This is a genomic window from Streptomyces sp. NPDC000410, from assembly GCF_040300305.1.
In the GTDB taxonomy this organism is placed as follows: Bacteria; Actinomycetota; Actinomycetes; order Streptomycetales; family Streptomycetaceae; genus Streptomyces.
The window spans coordinates 25,879-42,713 of sequence record NZ_JBEPDM010000047.1 but is presented as its reverse complement, the minus strand read 5'-3'; the positions used below and the strand labels follow the sequence as shown (position 1 = coordinate 42,713).

The window sequence follows — 16,835 nt, the reverse complement described above, 5'->3', positions numbered from 1 at the left end:
CATGACCCCCGAGCAGATCCAGCGTATGCACGAGGTGGTCGAGCACCTCTCCGCGTATGCCGAGCACCTCGAGAAGGGCTGGAAGGTCGAGACCACGGACGGGGAAGTGAAGCTCGTCATGATGAGCCCGAACCTGCCCCACAGCACCAACGTCGATGTCTTCCGCAGCCAGATCACGCAGCAGACACCGGGCATCTCGGCCATCAATGACACCGACATGGCCGACCCCGCCACCGGTCTGGAAAAGGTCCCCGATCTGATGGCATTCGTCACCGCGGACGTCGACCCGCAGGCCGAATCCATCGATCCCCGAGCCGTGCTGCTCGTCGTTGAGATCGTCTCGAAGAGCAACCCGAAGAACGACCTCGTCACGAAGCTGGCGGACTACCCGAGGATGGGCATCCCGCTCTACGTCGTCGTGGACCCCCGCGACGCCACGATCGCCGTGCACTCGGAGCCGAAGGACGGCCCCGACGGGCTGAAGTACCGCTCCTCCATCCCGTACGCCTTCGGCGACACCGTGCCCGCCGGGAAGTGGTCGTTCGACACCAGTGAGCTCGTCCGCTACAAGTGACCGGAAGCACCGGAGCCCGGCCCCCCGAGGAAAGGGGGCCGGGCTCCGGCCGTACTCAGCCGGCGGAAGATCGCAACGAGCCACGGCTCAGTCGGCGACCACCAGCGACGGGGACTCCTTCGTCAGCACCTCGCCGCGGAAGAAGGCCGGGCTACGGCGCTGCATGACCAGCATGATGACCACGCCGAGGAGCAGCAGGCCGACGCCGATGACGAAGACCGAGCCGACGCCGAAGACCGCGGAGCCGGAGCCGTAGGCCGGGTCCCACATGTCGTAGAGGGTCTTGCCGAAGACGCCGGTGAGCAGGACGCCGCCGAGGACCGGGAAGAGGCCCTTGAAGGCGAAGTCGCGGGCCGAGCGGAACAGCTCGCGGCGGAAGTACCAGGCGCAGGCGAAGGCGGTCAGCGCGTAGTAGAAGCAGATCATGAGGCCGAGCGCGTAGATCGTGTCGACCAGGACGTGCTCGCTGACCAGGGACATGATCGTGTAGAACGCGCCGGTGGCGACGCCCGCGACGACCGTGGCCTTGCCGGGGACCTTGAAGCGGGGGTGGACCTTCGCGAAGGACGCGGGCAGGGCCTCGTAGGTCGACATCGCCAGAACTGTGCGGGCCACTGGGATGAAGGTGGTCTGGAGGCTGGCGGCGGCCGAGGCGAGGACGGCGACGAAGAGCGCGATCCCGAGCACCGGGCCCATGACCGGGCCGGCGAGGGCGGCGAAGACGTTGTCGGAGGTGTCCGGGTTGCCGAGGCCGAGGCCCTTGTCGCCCGAGCCGACGGCCATCTGCGCGGCGACGCCGGTGGCGAGGTACGAACCGACCAGGAGGACCATCGCGATCAGCGCGGCGCGGCCGGGGGTCTTCTCGGAGCCGGTGGTCTCCTCGTTGGTGGCCAGACAGGCGTCCCAGCCCCAGTACATGAAGATCGAGAGGGACAGGCCCGCGGTGAAGGCCGCGAAGGACTGGACCGCGAAGGGGTTCATCCAGGACCAGGAGAAGCTGACGCCGGTGTCGAAGGCGCCGCTGCCGGCCTTCTGGAAGGCCATCACCACGAACACGGCGAGGACGACGAGCTGGAGGCCGACGAGGGCGTACTGCACACCCTTGGTGGCGGTCATGCCGCGGTAGCTGATCGCGGTGGCGAGGGCGATCAGGGTCAGACAGGTGAGGATGTGGACGGCCTTGTTCTCGTCCAGGGCGGCGATCGACTCGCTGCCGCTCAGCTCGCCCGCCAGCAGCCAGAAGTACGAGGTGGCCACGCCCGCGAGGTTGGAGAGCACGATGATCGTCGCGATCACCAGGCCCCAGCCGCACATCCAGCCGACCTTGGGGCCGAAGGCCTTCACGGTCCAGGTGAAGGAGGTTCCGCAGTCCGGCATGGCCTTGTTGAGCTCGCGGTACGCGAAGGCGACCAGGAGCATCGGCAGGAAGCCTGCCAGGAAGATGGCGGGCATCTGCAGCCCGACCTCGCCGGCTGTGGAGCCGAGCGTGGATGTCAAGCAGTACACGGGGGCGACCGTCGAGATGCCGATGACGGCACTTCCCATGAGGCCGACGGAGTTACCGCCGAGTCCCTTGGTGCGGACGCCCCCTTCGGAGTGTCCCCCTACCGTGTCTCCGACCTGGGGCCGCGTCTCCAGCTGAGTCATGAAGATGACGTTAAATGCTGCGGTTCCCGTATCCGGAGCCTTGAGCTCCACCCTCCGGGCCTTGGATACTTGAAGGTCGATCAAGAAACAGTCAGCGATTGAAAGGTCAACAAGGAACCTCTCCCGGCATTCACAGGCGCCAGCGCCATCGTTCCGGATTGCGGAAATCGCAGTCGCGCCCGTTTCGTCCATTTCCGAGTTTTCCCGTGACGTTCATCTCCCCGCCCTCCTGTCTCATCCAGTGGACGGCTCGGCCGCCGCATCAGCCGCCCGGCCACACGATCGCCTGGAGTTCGCTGTACGCGTGCAGGGCGTACGACCCCACGTCCCGGCCCACGCCGCTCTTCTTGAACCCGCCGAACGGCGCCTCCATGTTCCGGCCGATCGTGTTCACCCCGACCCCGCCGGCCCGCAGCCGCCGCGCCACCCGGAACGCACGCGCGGCATCGCCCGACCAGACGTAGTCGATCAGCCCGTAGTCGCTGTCGTTGGCCAGCGCGACGCCCTCCTCCTCGTCGTCGAAGGGGACCACCACGACGACCGGGCCGAAGATCTCCTCCCGCACGACCCGCATCTCGTGGGTGCAGTCCGCGAGGAGCGTCGGGGCGACGTAGAAACCGCGCGCGAAGTCCGGGCGCTCGCCGCCCGCGACCAGCCGCGCCCCCTCCTTCTTCCCCAGCTCGATGTACGACTCCACGCGGTCACGGTGCGCGGCCGAGATCACCGGTCCGACCACCGTGCCCTGCGCGGCCGGGTCGCCCACCTTCATGAAGGCCAGATAGCCGGTGAGCTTCTCGATCAGCCGGTCGTACACGCCCCGCTGGGCGAGGACGCGCGTCGGGGCCGTACAGATCTGACCGCTGTAGAAGGCGAAGGTCGTGCCGATGCCCATCACGGCCGAGTCGAGGTCGGCGTCGTCGAAGACGACCGCCGCGCCCTTGCCGCCCAGCTCCATCAGCTGCCGCTTCATCGCACGCCCGCACACCTCGCCGATGCGCTGCCCGACGGCCGTGGAGCCGGTGAAGCTGACCATGTCGACGTCCGGGGAGTCGACGGCCGCCTCCCCCACTTCGAGGCGGGCACCGGAGACGACGTTCACGACCCCCGGGGGCGCGCCCGCCTCCTGAAGGGCCCGCGCCATCGCGTACACGGACAGCGGGTCCTGCGGGGCGGGCTTCACGACCACCGTGTTGCCCATGGCGAGGGCGGGGGCGACCTTGCCCGCCGGGTTCGCCCAGGGGTTGTTGTACGAGGTGATGCAGGTGACCACGCCGACCGGGCGGCGGGCGGCGAGCGCGCCGAAGATCCCGGCCTTGCCCATCGGGCCCGCCTCGTTGATCTGCGGGGGCAGGCCCTGTTCGACGGGCTCCAGCGCGCCCTTCGCGTACCGCCGGAAACGGGACACCCCGACCGCGACCTGCATACCGCGCGCGGTACCGGTCGTCGCACCGGTCTCGGCGCGGGCGAGGTCGGTGAGCTCCGGCGCGTCGCGCTGGATGATGTCGGCGGCCCGGTCCAGGATCGCCGCCCGCTCCTCGGGGGCCGTACGGGACCAGTCCTCGAAGGCGCCGCGGGCCGCCGCGGCGGCCTCGTGGACCTGGGCGCGGCTCGCCTCGGGCGCGAGGCCGACGGTCTCTTCCGTGGCGGGGTTGACGACCTCGTAGTGGCCGCCGTCGGGCTCGACCCACTCGCCGCCGATGAGAAGCTTCTGGCTCATCCGGTACTCACCGTCCTTGTGATGCGGGCGGCCCAATGGACCCGGGCGCGGCTCACCTCGTGCTCACCGTCCTCGTGTCGCGGCCCGAGCGGAGCACCTTGCCCGGGATCGCGCCCGTCACCTCGTCGTCGCGGATCGTCTCGACACCGTTGACGCGTACGGAGACGATCCCGACCGCCCGCGAGTCCAGCCGCGGGCTGTCCCCCGGCAGGTCGTGGACGAGCGTCGCCGGGCCCGCGTCGATGCGCTCCGGGTCGAAGAGGACGAGGTCCGCGTGGAAGCCCTCGGCGATCCGGCCGCGCTCGCGCAGCCCGAAGAGCCGTGCCGGGTCGTCGCTGAGCATCTTCACCGCCTCTTCGAGGGTGGCGAGCCGGCGTCCGCGCAGACAGTCGCCGATGAAGCGGGTCGTGTACGGCGCCCCGCACATCCGGTCCAGATGCGCCCCGGCGTCGGAGCCGCCGAGCATGACGTCCTCGTGCTGCCAGGTCTCGGCGCGCAGCGCCCAGGTCGCCTCGTCGTTGTCGGTGGGCATGGGCCACAGGACCGTGCGCAGCTCGTCGTTGGCGCAGATCTCGACGAGGCACTGGAAGGGGTCCTGGCCGCGCTCGGCGGCGATGTCGTTCACGACCCGTCCGGACAGGCCCGCGTTGGCTTCGGAGTACGTGTCGCCGATGACGTAGCGGCCGAAGTTCGCGAGGCGGCGGAAGACACCGGCCTCCCTGGAGTCGGCGCGGCGGAGCATCTCGGCGCGTACGGCGGGGTCGCGGAGCTTGGCGATGCGGGCGGGAACGGGCAGGCCGAGGATCTCGCCCCAGCCCGGGATGAGGTTGAGCGCGCAGAAGGTCCCGAGGGACATGTTCATGGGGGTGAGGATCGGCATCGTGAGCGCGACGATCCGGCCGCCGGCCTTGCGGGCGCGTTCGGAGGGGATGAGCTGGCGGGGCACGCGTTCGGGGACGGCGGCGTCGATGGTGAGCACGTTCCAGTTCAGCGGCCGTCCGGCGGCGGCGCTCATCTCGACGAAGAGGTCGATCTCGGCGTCGCTGAACTGGTCGAGGCAGCCCGCGACGATCGCTTCGAGCTGGGTGCCCTCGTGCTCCGCGACGGCCCTGGACAGCGCGAGGAGTTCGGCGGGCTCGGCGTGACGGGAGGGGACGGGCTGTCCGTCGCCGTCGGAGTGGGTGGAGGACTGGGTGGTGGACAGGCCCCAGGCGCCGGCGTCCATGGCGTCGTGGAGCAGTCGCAACATCTCGTCCAGTTGCCCGGGGGTGGGGCGGCCGCCGACCGCTTCGGCGCCCATGACGTGGCGGCGCAGTGCGCAGTGGCCGACCATGAAGCCCGCGTTGACGGCGATGCGGCCGTCGAGGGCGTCCAGGTACTCGCCGAACGTCGACCAGCTCCAGTCCACGCCCTCTTCGAGCGCCTTGAGCGCCATGCCCTCGACCTTGGACATCATCCGGCGCGTGTAGTCGGCGTCGTCGGGGCGGGCGGGGTTGAGCGGGGCGAGGGTGAATCCGCAGTTGCCGCCCGCGACGGTGGTCACTCCGTGGTTCATGGAGGGGGTCGCGTACGGGTCCCAGAAGAGCTGGGCGTCGTAGTGGGTGTGCGGGTCGACGAACCCGGGGGCCAGGACCAGGCCGTCCGCGTCCTCGCGTGTCCGGGCCTCCTCGGTGACCGTGCCCGGCTCGGCGATGACGGCGATGCGGCCGTCGCGGATGCCGACGTCGGCGGCGAAGGAGGGGGCGCCGGTGCCGTCCACGACGGTGGCGCGCGTGATGAGGTGGTCGAGCATGGCGTCCCTTTCGTACGTCGGGTACGTCGCGTGCGGTGTGCCCCCGGCCGGGGCCGTCGCGGCCGGCCGCAGCCGCGGCGCCCTCCGGGCCGGGGGTGACGCGAACGACGGTCCGGGAAGACGCCGCCCGCGGTCTGGTGGGGGGGGTGGGGTGGGGGTGCGTGGGGCCGGTGTTGGGGTGCGGTGGCCGCTGCGCGGGGCCTTTTCCCCTACCCGCCCCTTCCCGCAGTATCGATTTGCGGCTCCGCCGCGTGGGGGGCAAGCCCCCGGACCCCCGGTACGGCCTCCGGCCGTGTCCTCAAACGCCGGACGGGCTGAAAGTGGGGCTTCGCCCCATGCCAGCCCCGTCGGCGGCGCGGGATTCGGGGCGAAGCCCCGAAATCCAGCCTCGCCGGCGATTGAGGCGCGGGGGTTGGGGGCGGAGCCCCGGCGGGGGTTCGGGGGCAGAGCCCCGACGAGGGCCTCGGGGGCGGCGCCCCCGCGAACGGGGCCCGGGGCGGCGCCCCGCGCCCCTTACGCCGCGCCGCCGCGGAAGCGGGTCGTGCGGTGGACCGGGTCCGTGTCGATCTTCGGGATCACGTGCTCGCCGATCAGCTTGATCGACGTCATCGTGTCCTCGTACGAGATCCCGATCGGCAGCCCGAACGACAGCTGGTCCGCCCCCGCCTGATCCCACCGCTTGCACTGCGCGAGCACCTCGTCCGGGTCGCCGCAGATCATCAGCTCCTCCGCGATGAGCAGCTCGATGATCTCCGCGCTGTACTCGGGGAGCAGCTCGGGCCACTCCGGGATGCCCTCCGGGCGGGGGAAGGTGTCGTGGTAGCGGAAGAGCAGCGACTGCAGGTAGTTGAGTCCGCCTCCCACCGCGATCTCGACCGCCTTGTCGTGCGTCTCGGCGCAGATCGCCGTCGAGGTCACCATCACGTTGTCGTTGACGAAGTCGCCGACCGGCTCCGCGTCCTTGACCGCGTTCTTGTACGACTCGACGACCCACTCCATGTCGGAGACCTTCTGCACGCTGAAGCCCAGCACGCCGAGGCCCTTCTTCCCGGCCATGGCGTACGAGGACGGCGACCCGGCCGCGTACCACATCGCCGGGTGCGAGCTCCCGTACGGCTTCGGCAGGACCTTGCGCGGCGGCAGGGACCAGTGTTTGCCCTGGAAGCCGGCGTACTCCTCCTGGAGCCACATCTTGGGGAACTCGGCGATGGTCTCTTCCCAGATCTCCTTGGTGTGGTTCATGTCGGTGATGCCCGGCATGAAGCCGAGGATCTCGTGCGAACCGGCGCCGCGTCCCGAGCCGAACTCGAAGCGGCCTTCGCTGAGGTGGTCGAGCATGGCGACCTTCTCGGCGACCTTCACCGGGTGGTTCACGGGCGCGAGGGGGTTGAAGATGCCCGAGCCGAGGTGGATGCGGTCGGTCGCGTGCGCGAGGTACCCGAGGTAGACGTCGTTCGCCGAGAGGTGCGAGTACTCCTCCAGGAAGTGGTGCTCGGAGGCCCAGGCGTACTTGAAGCCGGACTTGTCCGCCTGGATGACGTACTCGGTCTCCTCCATCAGCGCCTTGTGCTCGGCGAGCGGATCGGTCTCGGCGCGCTTGCCCACGTATCCCTGTACAAAGAGCCCGAATTCCAACGTCCTTCTCCTTCGGGTTTCTGACGTACCAGATATCTGACGTACCGTCAGATCACTGAGATGACTTTTCCACCGTGCGGGTCGAGCGTCAATACCTGACGGTCCATCAGACAGAGCCGTCGGCGGAGAGAGAACCTCAGAGGACGCTGACCCCGGCCAGCCAGCCGCCGTCGATCACGAACGGCTGCCCCGTGATGTACGAGGAGTCCTCGCAGGACAGGAAGAGCGCCAGGCGCGCCACCTCCACCGGCTGCCCCACCCGACCCAGCGGCACCAGCTTCTGGTACAGCTCGTCCAGCGCCTCGGGGTCCGCGCCCCCGGGGTTGCTCATCGGCGTGTCCACGGCACCCGGGCACACGGCGTTGACCCGGATCTTCTTCCCCGCGAGCTCCAGCGCCGCGACCCGGGTGAGGCCGACGATGGCGTGCTTGGTCGCCGCGTAGGCGCCGACGAAGGACATCCCGGTCAGGCCCGTGTACGAGGCGGTGTTGACGATCGTGCCGCCGCCCGCGGACTCGATCTCGGGGGCGACCGTCTTGATGCCGAGGAAGACACCGACCTGGTTGACCTGGACGATCTGCTGGAACTCCTCCAGCGGGGTGCTCACGAGCTCGTTGAAGCGCAGGATCCCCGCGTTGTTGACCAGCCCGTCGATCCGGCCGTGGGCCTCCTTCGCGGCGGCGACCGCGGCGGTCCACCCTTCCTCCTGGCTCACGTCGAGGTGGACGTACAGCCCGCCGATCTCCTTCGCCAGCGCCTCGCCCTGGTCGTCGAGGACATCGGCGAGCACGACCTTCGCCCCCTCCGACGCGAAGAGCCGGGCCTCCTGCTCGCCCTGGCCGCGCGCGGCGCCCGTGATGAGGACGACCCGTCCGTCAAGCTTGCCCATTGCCGTACTCCTGACTGTTGAGGTGCGGAGCCACGTCGGCGGCGAAGGCCGCCATCTGGTCGGTGAGTTCGCTACGGCTCCGGCTGCGGAACCGCACCTGGATCTGGTCCACGCCCATCGCGCCGTACGCGCGCAGCGACTCGGCGAGGGCGTCGGGCTTGCCGGTGAGCGTGCGCCGGCCGACGTCCCAGGCGGCGTCGCCGACGTAGAGCGGCTCGGCGATCGCGCCGATCTCGATGGGGTCGGTGATCCCCGCCTCCGTGCGAAGCTCCTTGAGCCGGGCGATCTGGGCCGGGAGCCGGTCGCGCGGATCGCCCTGCGGCAGCCAGCCGTCGCCCTTGAGCGCGGCCCGGCGCACGGCGGCGGGCGAGGAGCCGCCGACCCAGACCGGCACCCGGGGCTGGGCTGGCCGGGGCCGCTGCCCGAGGCCCTCGAAGGCGAACCGCTTCCCCCGGAAGCTCGGGAACTCGTCCGGTCCGAGCGCCGCCCTGAGCGCGTCGATCGTCTCGTCGAGCACGGACCCGCGCCGCTCGAAGTCGACGCCGAGCGCCTCGAACTCCTCCGGCACGTGCCCGGCGCCGACCCCGAGGACCAGCCGCCCGGCGGAGAGGTGGTCGAGGGTCGCGTACTGCTTGGCCGTGACGAGGGGGTGGCGCAGACCGACGACGGCGACATGGCTGAGCAGCCGTACGCGCTCGGTGGCGGCGGCGAGGAAGGAGAGCGTGGCCACGGGGTCGTACCAGACCGTGGACATGGCGGAGGCGAGCCGGCGCGGGATCGCCACGTGGTCGCAGGTCGCGATGTACTCGAAGCCGGTGCGGTCGGCGGTCCGGGCGATCTCGACGAGGTCGCCCGGACCGGCGGCGGCTTCCCAGGGCTCGGCGTACAGGGTGCTCTGGGACTGGACGGGGAGTTGCATGCCGTAGAGCACCATGAGGACTCCTCTCGATCTGACGGATCGTCAAATCTCGCGAGTCCCCATAGTCTTGGCTGACGCACCATCAGACAAGAGGGGTGGCGCGTACAGGGCAGCCTGCTACCGGACCCGGCGGTAGCTGCTGCCGTCCCTGGTCCGGGTCAGCAGGCCCCCGATGACCAGGTAGCGGCGCAGTGCCGAACAGTCCTCGTGCACCGTGCGCAGGGCCTCGTTGACCTCGCGCTCGGTGTACGTGCGGTCGCGCTCGAAGAAGGTCTCCGTGAGGTGGACGAGCAGCTGCTCACGGCGGGCCGGCTTACGGGGGATCGCCGTCAGCCGGCCATGGGAGAAGAGGGCGGCGACACTGTGCGCGCCGCTGGGTCGGTCATCGGAGTCGGACATGCCCGGGAGCCTCGCAGCCGGGCCGCCGGCGGACAACGTGTTTTTGGACGTGCCGACGGAACGAACCGTGTCACTACCCTGCATGAGTGCTGTCATACGAAGAGCTGACTCCGCCGGAACGCGAGCTGTGGGACGCCTTCCCCGAGGGGCGTCGAGTGGACCTGCGTACGGGCCGGCCCGCGTCGGACGACCCCGCCGCGGGTTCCCGGTGGGGCCCCGAACGTTCGGTTCGCGCGGCCGTGGTGGCGGCGCTCCTGCTCGGCGCGAACGACCAGCGGGCCGGCACCGTCGCCGCCCTGCGGCTCGCCGGTGCGCGGATCACCGGCCGCCTGGACCTGTCCGGAGCGGAGATCGGCTACGCGTTCTCGCTGGAGGGCTGTCGGCTGGAGGAGCCGGTGAGCCTGTACGGGGCCACGACCCGGACGATCAGGATCAAGGACAGCTGGGTTCCCGGGATCGACGCCGAGCTCGTACGGATCGAAGGCGATCTGAACCTGCGACGGTCCGCCCTCGAAGGAGACGGTCTCACCCTCGTCAACGCCCGTCTGGCCGGGAATCTGATCCTGACGGACGCCACGGCCTCGGTCTCCGGCGAGTGGGCGGTGTTCGCGGGCGGCCTCGTCGCGGAAGGAAGCGTCTTCGGCGCGCGGCTGACCACGCGGGGCGGGCTGCGGCTGCCAGGAGCGCATCTGTCCGGTGGTCTGCATCTGCGGGGCGCGCGGCTGGCGAACCCCGGCGGCGTCGCACTCGCCGCGGGCGCATTGGTCGCCCCGACCGTGGACTGTTCCCAGGGGTTCACCGCAGAGGGGGTCGTACGACTGCGCGGCGCCCGGATAGAGGATCTGCTGACCTTCGAGGGAGCGCATCTGCACGGGGACGGAACCGCCCTCGTCGGCATCGCGATGCAGGTGGGCGACTTCGACTTCAGGCTCGCCGAACCACCCTCGGGAACGGTGGACCTCCGGTCCGCACGGGCCACCTGGTGCCAGGACAGCGAGCGGGGCTGGCCCGAGGAAGTGCTGCTGGAAGGGTTCGTGTACGGCTCCATCCGTTTCGGGGAGACGGCGTCCGCGGAGGAGCGGGCGGCGGGGGAGGACGGAACACCCGAGGAAGAGAGGACGGCCACGGGCGACGTGGCACGTCGGCTGGCGTGGATCCGTCGCCATCCTGGCTACGCCCCGCAGCCGTACGAGCAACTCGCGGGCTGGTACCGGCAGATCGGCCATGACAGCGACGCACGCCGGGTTCTCCTGGCGAAGCAGCGCCACCGCCACCGCACGCTGCACCCGGCCGGACGCGTGTGGGGCCATCTGCTGGACGCCACCGTCGGCTACGGCTACCGCCCGTGGCTGGCCGGCATGTGGCTCATCGCACTGGCCCTGCTCGGATCGTCGGTCTTCGCGGCCCACGATCCGACCCCGGTGAAGCCGGGCGAAGGCGCCCCGTTCCAGCCCTTCGTCTACACCCTCGACCTGCTGATTCCCATCGGAGGTCTCGGCCAGCGCGCCGGCTGGTACTGGACGGACAGCGGCGCCCGGTGGCTGGCCTACGCGCTGATCGCCGCGGGCTGGGTGCTCACCACGGCCGTCGTCGCGGGTGTGACCCGCACCCTGAACAGGAACTAGGCGGGCGTCCGCTCAGCCCAGCAGCGCGTACACCGTGGAGGCACGGGCCGCCGGGCCGTCCGTGCCGTCCGTGCCGTCCGCCGTGAGGGTGATGTCCGCGAACGCCATCCGCCTGCCCAGTTTGGAGATACGGGCGTCGACGAGGACGTCCGCGCCGGTCACCGCCCGCTGGAAGGTGGTCGACTGCTGGACCGTCGTCATGGGAACGAAGGCCCCACGGGCGGAGGCGACGGCGATGACGGTCGCCGTGTCGGCGGCCGCCATCAGGGCCTGCCCGGAAAGGCCACCGCCCTCGCGGGCGAGACGGGCCGACCAGGGGAGGCGGAGTACGGCGTGGAGCTCGCCCGTCTCCACGACGGTGAGGCCGAGGTCGAGGACCCAGGGGGCGAAGTTGTCGGCGAGGATCTTGTCGGCTTCGGCCGGGGTGAGCGTCATGTCCCGATATTGGCCGCGTGTGCGCCCCTCTCACAACACCGCGTACGGGAGTTGTCCCGGGAACTCGTGAGCGGCGATGTTCCCGGCCTTTCCGTCATCGGCTGCGACGACACGGTCCCGTCGGTCCGTTTCGGCCGACCGCGCGGCCCCCGACGCACCGCGGCCCTGCGACACCCGGCGCCGCGGCCCCGCATCACCGGGCACCGCGACACCGGGGGCCGCGGCCCCACCGTCACGCGCCGCCCGGCCACAGCCCCTCGGCCGTGAGGCCCAGCAGCTCGATCGCGTTGCCGCGCACGATCCGCTCCACCACATCGGGTGCCAGGTGCCCCATCTGAGACTCCCCCACCTCCCGGGACTTGGGCCAGGTGGAGTCGGAGTGCGGGTAGTCGGTCTCGTACAGGACGTTCCCGACGCCGATCGCGTCGAGGTTCCGCAGCCCGAAGGCGTCGTCGAAGAAGCACCCGTAGACGTGCTCGGCGAAGAGCTCGGAGGGCGGGCGCAGGACCTTGTCCGCGACGCCGCCCCAGCCCCGGTTCTCCTCCCACACCACGTCCGCGCGCTCCAGGATGTAGGGGATCCAGCCGATCTGGCCCTCCGCGTACATGATCCTGAGGTTCGGGAAGCGCTCGAACTTGCCGCTCATCAGCCAGTCGACCATCGAGAAGCAGCAGTTGGCGAAGGTGATGGTGGAGCCGACGGCGGGCGGGGCGTCCGCCGAGGTCGAGGGCATCCGGCTGGAGGAGCCGATGTGCATGGCGATGACCGTGCCGGTCTCGTCGCAGGCGGCGAGGAAAGGATCCCACGCGTCGGTGTGGATGGACGGCAGGCCCAGGTGCGGAGGTATCTCGGAGAACGCCACCGCCCGGACGCCCCTGGCCGCGTTGCGGCGTACCTCTTCGGCGGCGAGGTGGGCGTCCCACAGGGGGATCAGGGTGAGCGGGATGAGCCGGCCCCGGGCCTCCGGCCCGCACCACTCCTCCACCATCCAGTCGTTGTACGCGCGCACCCCGAGCAGCCCCAGCTCTCGGTCCTTCGCCTCGGTGAACGTCTGCCCGCAGAAGCGCGGGAAGGTGGGGAAGCAGAGCGCCGACTGGACGTGGTTCACGTCCATGTCGGCGAGCCGCTCGGGTACGGAGTACGAGCCCGGCCGCATCTGCTCGTACGTGATGATCTCCAGCTTGATCTCGTCCCGGTCGTAGCCGACGGCGGTGTCCAGGCGCGTGAGCGGCCGGTGCAGGTCCTCGTACACCCACCAGTCGCCGATCGGGCCCTCGTCGCCCGGGGCGCCCATGACCGGGGCGAACTTGCCGCCGAGGAAGGTCATTTCCTTGAGTGGCGCCCGGACGATGCGCGGACCGAGGTCCTGGTACTTCGACGGGAGCCGGTCCCGCCAGACGCCCGGGGGCTCCACCGTGTGGTCGTCCACCGAGATGATCTTCGGGAAGGCCGAGGCGGCCGGGAAGCTCGGGAAGGTCTCCATGCCTTTCACCGTAGCGCTGATCTGACGAACCGTCAGCTATCAGTCGCCGTACGGTCGTCGGATCCTGTGCAGAGCGTCACCCACTGCTGACGAGTCAGGCACCTTCAAGGCAGACTGTCGGGGGCGATACCGCCGAGATCAGCGGTACGGCCACCGGTGAGTGACAAGCAGGGGGAAACGATGGACCGTGAGGACGGGCCCTCCGCACAGCCGCGCGTTCCCGAGCAGCGGACCCCGGTCGTCCGGCCTTCCGCCGCCGACCTGCGCTTCAACGTACTCGGACCCGTACGCGCCTGGCGCGGCGCGGAAGCCCTGCCCTCCGGGTCACCGCAGCAGCGCGCCCTGCTGGCCGCGCTGCTGCTGCGCGAGGGGCGTACCGCGACCGCGTCCGAGCTGATCGACGCGATCTGGGGCGATGAATCGCCGTCGCAGGCGCTCGCGGCGGTACGGACGTACGCGTCCCGGCTGCGCAAGGCCCTCGGCCAGGGCGTCCTCGTCAGCGAGTCCGGCGGCTACGCGATCCGCGTCCCCGGTGACGCCCTCGACCTCCACGTCGCCCAGGAACTCACCGCCGAGGCCGAGAAGGCGCGGGCCTCCGGAGACCGCTGCCAGGCGCGCGTACTGATCAACAAGTCGCTGGGGCTGTGGGACGGCGAACCGCTCGCCTCCGTACCGGGACCGTACGCCGAGAACCAGCGCACCCGCCTGGAGGAGTGGCGCCTCCAGCTGCTGGAGGCCCGCCTGGAGATGGACCTCGACGTCGGCTGCCACGCGGAGGCCGTCTCCGAGCTGACCGCGCTGACCGCCGCGCACCCGCTGCGCGAGCGGCTGCGCGAGCTGCTGATGCTCGCCCTGTACCGCAGCGGCCGGCAGGCCGAGGCTCTGGCCGTGTACGCCGACACCCGGCGCCTGCTCGCCGACGAGCTCGGCGTCGACCCGCGCCCCGAGCTGTCCCGGCTCCAGCAGCGCATCCTCCAGGCCGACGCGGAACTGGCCCGCCCGATCGAGGAGCCCGCCCCGAGCCCGCCGCAGGTCACGCGCCCGGCGCAGCTCCCCGCCACCGTGCCGGACTTCACCGGCCGCGCCTCGTTCGTACGGGAGCTGGGCGAGCGGCTCGCCACCGCCGAGGGCTCGGTCATGGCCGTCTCCGCGCTCGCGGGCATCGGCGGCGTCGGTAAGACCACCCTCGCCGTGCACGTCGCCCACGAGGCCCGCCCGCACTTCCCCGACGGCCAGCTCTACGTCGACCTGATGGGCGCGGGGTCCCGCGCCGCCGAGCCGGAGACCGTCCTCGGCTCCTTCCTGCGGGCGCTCGGCACCCCGGACACGGCGATCCCCGACTCCCTCGACGAGCGGGCGGCGCTCTACCGCTCGACGCTCGACGGCCGCCGCGTCCTCGTACTCCTCGACAACGCGCGCGACGCCGCCCAGATCCGCCCGCTGCTGCCGGGCACGGCGGGCTGCGCGGCCCTCGTCACCAGCCGCATCCGCATGGTCGACCTGGCCGGCGCGCACCTGGTCGACCTGGACGTGATGTCCCCGGAGGAGGCCCTCCAGCTCTTCACCCGCATCGTGGGCGAGGAGCGGGTGAACGCCGAGCGCAAGGCCGCCCTCGACGTGGTCGCCGCCTGCGGCTTCCTCCCGCTCGCCATCCGTATCGCCGCCTCCCGGCTGGCCGCCCGCCGCACCTGGACCGTCTCCGTCCTCGCCGCCAAGCTCGCCGACGAACGCCGCCGCCTCGACGAGCTCCAGGCCGGCGACCTGGCCGTCAAGGCCACCTTCGAACTCGGCTACGGCCAGCTGGAGCCCGGCCAGGCCCGCGCCTTCCGCCTCCTCGGCCTCGCCGACGGCTCCGACATTTCCCTGGCCGCGGCCGCCGCGGTCCTCGGCCTGCCGACCCAGGACACCGAGGACCTGCTGGAGGCCCTCGTCGACACGTCCCTCCTGGAGTCGGCGGCGCCGGGACGGTACCGGTACCACGACCTGGTGCGGCTCTACGCGCGTGCGTGTGCGGAGCGGGACGAACAGCGCCCGGCGGAGCGGGAGGCGGCGCTGTCGCGGCTGCTGGACTTCTATCTGGCGACGGCGGCGGGGGTGTACGCGCTGGAACGGCCGGGTGACCGGACGGTCGACCATCTGGAGCCCACCCTCTGGCCGGGCCTGACGTTCGAGGACGGCGAGGAAGCTCTCGACTGGCTGCACGCGGAGGCCGGATGCATCCTGGCCTGCGTCCCGCAGTCGCTCGGCGCCGGCACCCTGCGGCGGGCGGTCGACCTCCTGCTGAGTGCCAAGGACCTGGCGGAGTCCGGGGCGAGTTCGCTCCGTTACGAGGCAGCTGCGACGGCCGCACGCGATGCCGCAGCCGACGACGCACACGCGGAGGCCCGTGCACGGGTCACTCTCGCTCAGGTGCACAATTCGGCGGGCCGCTTCGAGGAGGCCCGTGTCGAGGCCGTGCGCGCCTCGGAGCTCCAGAAGGTGGCGAGCGACCCGTGGACCGGCAGCAATGCCCCCAACGAGCTGGGAATCATCGCCAACTGCACCAAGCAGTATGCCGAGGGCGAGGCGTTCCTGCTGAAGGCCGTCGAAGCCTTCCGGGCTGATCACAACCGGCCCGGCGAGGCAAGCGCGCTGTGCAATCTCTCCCGGGTCGTCGCCTCCATGGGACGCACGGCCGATGCGGTGGAGCTGGCGCAGCAGGGCGTCGCCATATACGACGAGTTGGGGCTCACGCTCCGCCTCGCCAACGCGAGGTATGCGCTCGGCATCGTGCTCACCCAGGCCGGGCGTGCGGCGGAGGCCCTGGAGCAACTCTTCGACGCCCTGCAGGTGTTCAATGACACCCGGCAGCGCCTGTGGGAAGGAACGACACACTTCCGTATCGCTCAGGTGCACCTCTCGGTACGGCGTTCGGCGAACGCGGCGCAGCACGCCGAACAGGCGCTCGCGACCGGCTGCATAGGCGGTGACTGGATGCAGGCCAACGCGCTGACTCTTCTGGGGAAGTCGCTGCACAGCCTCGGCCAGGTCGACCGTGCGCGCGCCTGCTGGCGCGAAGCGCTCACGATTTACGAGGAGTCGGGCGGCCCTGAAGCGGATGAGGTCCGCGGCCTCCTCACGCCCGTCCGGGCGGCATGACGCCTCCGGGCGGGGCGTTCATCGAACGTTTATGAGCACCTGTCAGTCTCTGTATGTCGATCCGTCGCGTCGGGGGGCAGACGGTCGCCATGGACCTCACAGCTAAGGTGAGCGTCCCCGTAACGCCCGCTCGGCGACCCTCGGGGGAGTTGCCGAGCGGGCGTTCACCACTCAACACCGTCACTGGGGAGCACGACGATGAGCGATGCAGCGAACAACGAAGAAATCACCACGATGGACAGCCACTCCCCGGCCCCGCCGGCCAAGGGCGGCCAGGGCACGGACCTGACGACGCAGGACAACCACTCGCCGATCCCGCCGGTCACCACCAAGGACAGTCACTCCCCGACGCCGCCGGTCACCACGATGGACAGCCACTCCCCGGCCCCGCCGGCCAAGGGCGGCCAGGACGTCGCGACCCAGGACAGCCACTCGCCGGTCCCGCCGGCGCTCAGGCGTCCCTAAGGACTCAATTCGACGGGGTGCGGCCGCGGCGGCGCGGAGGGGGAGCCGCCGCGGCCGCGGCATGCTGGGGGCAAAGCCGAGGGGCCGGGCATTCAGACTCTGTTGGTTAATGGCTGG

13 protein-coding genes are annotated in these 16,835 nt (G+C 70.9%); 4 read left to right on the top strand and 9 right to left on the bottom strand.

Annotated elements, in window-relative coordinates; all coding sequences use genetic code 11:
* Window position 1: 1 nt before the first annotated feature.
* The gene (locus ABT342_RS31130) at window positions 2-574 is read left to right on the top strand and encodes a Uma2 family endonuclease (RefSeq protein ID WP_351581285.1); all 573 of its coding nucleotides are present in this window, start codon (window positions 2-4) and stop codon (window positions 572-574) included.
* Between the two features lie 87 nt (window positions 575-661).
* On the opposite strand, the gene ABT342_RS31125 is transcribed toward ABT342_RS31130, so the two are convergent.
* From ABT342_RS31125 to ABT342_RS31095, 7 genes are all read right to left on the bottom strand, one after another.
* The gene (locus ABT342_RS31125) at window positions 662-2,221 is read right to left on the bottom strand and encodes an APC family permease (RefSeq protein ID WP_351581265.1); all 1,560 of its coding nucleotides are present in this window, start codon (window positions 2,219-2,221) and stop codon (window positions 662-664) included.
* Window positions 2,222-2,483: 262 nt separating this feature from the next.
* Complete coding sequence (locus ABT342_RS31120) at window positions 2,484-3,938, bottom strand: aldehyde dehydrogenase family protein (protein WP_351581263.1); 1,455 nt, start codon at window positions 3,936-3,938, stop codon at window positions 2,484-2,486.
* Window positions 3,939-3,990: 52 nt separating this feature from the next.
* On the bottom strand, window positions 3,991-5,730 hold the full coding sequence (locus ABT342_RS31115) for an N-acyl-D-amino-acid deacylase family protein (RefSeq protein ID WP_351581261.1): 1,740 nt from the start codon (window positions 5,728-5,730) through the stop codon (window positions 3,991-3,993).
* Window positions 5,731-6,243: 513 nt separating this feature from the next.
* A complete protein-coding gene (locus tag ABT342_RS31110; RefSeq protein ID WP_351581259.1) occupies window positions 6,244-7,365 on the bottom strand; it encodes an LLM class flavin-dependent oxidoreductase in 1,122 nt (373 codons plus the stop codon).
* 136 nt (window positions 7,366-7,501) lie between these two features.
* On the bottom strand, window positions 7,502-8,254 hold the full coding sequence (locus ABT342_RS31105) for an SDR family NAD(P)-dependent oxidoreductase (RefSeq protein ID WP_351581258.1): 753 nt from the start codon (window positions 8,252-8,254) through the stop codon (window positions 7,502-7,504).
* Window positions 8,241-9,188 (bottom strand): LLM class F420-dependent oxidoreductase, encoded by a 948-nt coding sequence (locus tag ABT342_RS31100; protein ID WP_351581257.1) that lies wholly within the window; start codon window positions 9,186-9,188, stop codon window positions 8,241-8,243. The genes ABT342_RS31105 and ABT342_RS31100 overlap by 14 nt, the downstream gene beginning before the upstream one ends.
* Window positions 9,189-9,290: 102 nt before the next feature.
* On the bottom strand, window positions 9,291-9,572 hold the full coding sequence (locus ABT342_RS31095) for a DUF2087 domain-containing protein (protein ID WP_351581256.1): 282 nt from the start codon (window positions 9,570-9,572) through the stop codon (window positions 9,291-9,293).
* Between the two features lie 86 nt (window positions 9,573-9,658).
* On the opposite strand from ABT342_RS31095, the gene ABT342_RS31090 reads away from it, so the two are divergent.
* Window positions 9,659-11,197: an oxidoreductase gene (locus ABT342_RS31090; RefSeq protein ID WP_351581255.1), complete on the top strand. Its 1,539-nt coding sequence runs from the start codon at window positions 9,659-9,661 to the stop codon at window positions 11,195-11,197.
* Window positions 11,198-11,209: 12 nt separating this feature from the next.
* Here the strand turns inward: ABT342_RS31090 and ABT342_RS31085 are convergent, their stop codons facing one another.
* On the bottom strand, window positions 11,210-11,632 hold the full coding sequence (locus ABT342_RS31085; protein ID WP_351581254.1) for a PaaI family thioesterase: 423 nt from the start codon (window positions 11,630-11,632) through the stop codon (window positions 11,210-11,212).
* Between the two features lie 232 nt (window positions 11,633-11,864).
* Window positions 11,865-13,115, bottom strand: a complete 1,251-nt coding sequence (locus tag ABT342_RS31080) for an amidohydrolase family protein (RefSeq protein WP_351581253.1) — start codon at window positions 13,113-13,115, stop codon at window positions 11,865-11,867.
* A 180-nt stretch (window positions 13,116-13,295) separates the two neighbouring features.
* Between ABT342_RS31080 and afsR the strand changes: the two genes are divergently transcribed.
* Window positions 13,296-16,253, top strand: a complete 2,958-nt coding sequence (gene afsR, locus ABT342_RS31075; RefSeq protein ID WP_351581251.1) for an SARP-family global regulator AfsR — start codon at window positions 13,296-13,298, stop codon at window positions 16,251-16,253.
* Between the two features lie 198 nt (window positions 16,254-16,451).
* A complete protein-coding gene (locus tag ABT342_RS31070; RefSeq protein WP_351581249.1) occupies window positions 16,452-16,718 on the top strand; it encodes a RodZ family helix-turn-helix domain-containing protein in 267 nt (88 codons plus the stop codon).
* Window positions 16,719-16,835 lie beyond the last annotated feature (117 nt).

Bases quoted from the DNA above. Each gene is read 5' to 3' on its own strand.
- ABT342_RS31130 (WP_351581285.1), top strand. From the start codon at position 2: ATGACCCCCGAGCAGATCCAGCGTATGCACGAGGTGGTCGAGCACCTC.
- ABT342_RS31125 (WP_351581265.1), bottom strand. From the start codon at position 2,221: ATGACTCAGCTGGAGACGCGGCCCCAGGTCGGAGACACGGTAGGGGGA.
- ABT342_RS31120 (WP_351581263.1), bottom strand. From the start codon at position 3,938: ATGAGCCAGAAGCTTCTCATCGGCGGCGAGTGGGTCGAGCCCGACGGC.
- ABT342_RS31115 (WP_351581261.1), bottom strand. From the start codon at position 5,730: ATGCTCGACCACCTCATCACGCGCGCCACCGTCGTGGACGGCACCGGC.
- ABT342_RS31105 (WP_351581258.1), bottom strand. From the start codon at position 8,254: ATGGGCAAGCTTGACGGACGGGTCGTCCTCATCACGGGCGCCGCGCGC.
- ABT342_RS31100 (WP_351581257.1), bottom strand. From the start codon at position 9,188: ATGGTGCTCTACGGCATGCAACTCCCCGTCCAGTCCCAGAGCACCCTG.
- ABT342_RS31095 (WP_351581256.1), bottom strand. From the start codon at position 9,572: ATGTCCGACTCCGATGACCGACCCAGCGGCGCGCACAGTGTCGCCGCC.
- ABT342_RS31085 (WP_351581254.1), bottom strand. From the start codon at position 11,632: ATGACGCTCACCCCGGCCGAAGCCGACAAGATCCTCGCCGACAACTTC.
- ABT342_RS31080 (WP_351581253.1), bottom strand. From the start codon at position 13,115: ATGGAGACCTTCCCGAGCTTCCCGGCCGCCTCGGCCTTCCCGAAGATC.
- afsR (WP_351581251.1), top strand. From the start codon at position 13,296: ATGGACCGTGAGGACGGGCCCTCCGCACAGCCGCGCGTTCCCGAGCAG.
- ABT342_RS31070 (WP_351581249.1), top strand. From the start codon at position 16,452: ATGAGCGATGCAGCGAACAACGAAGAAATCACCACGATGGACAGCCAC.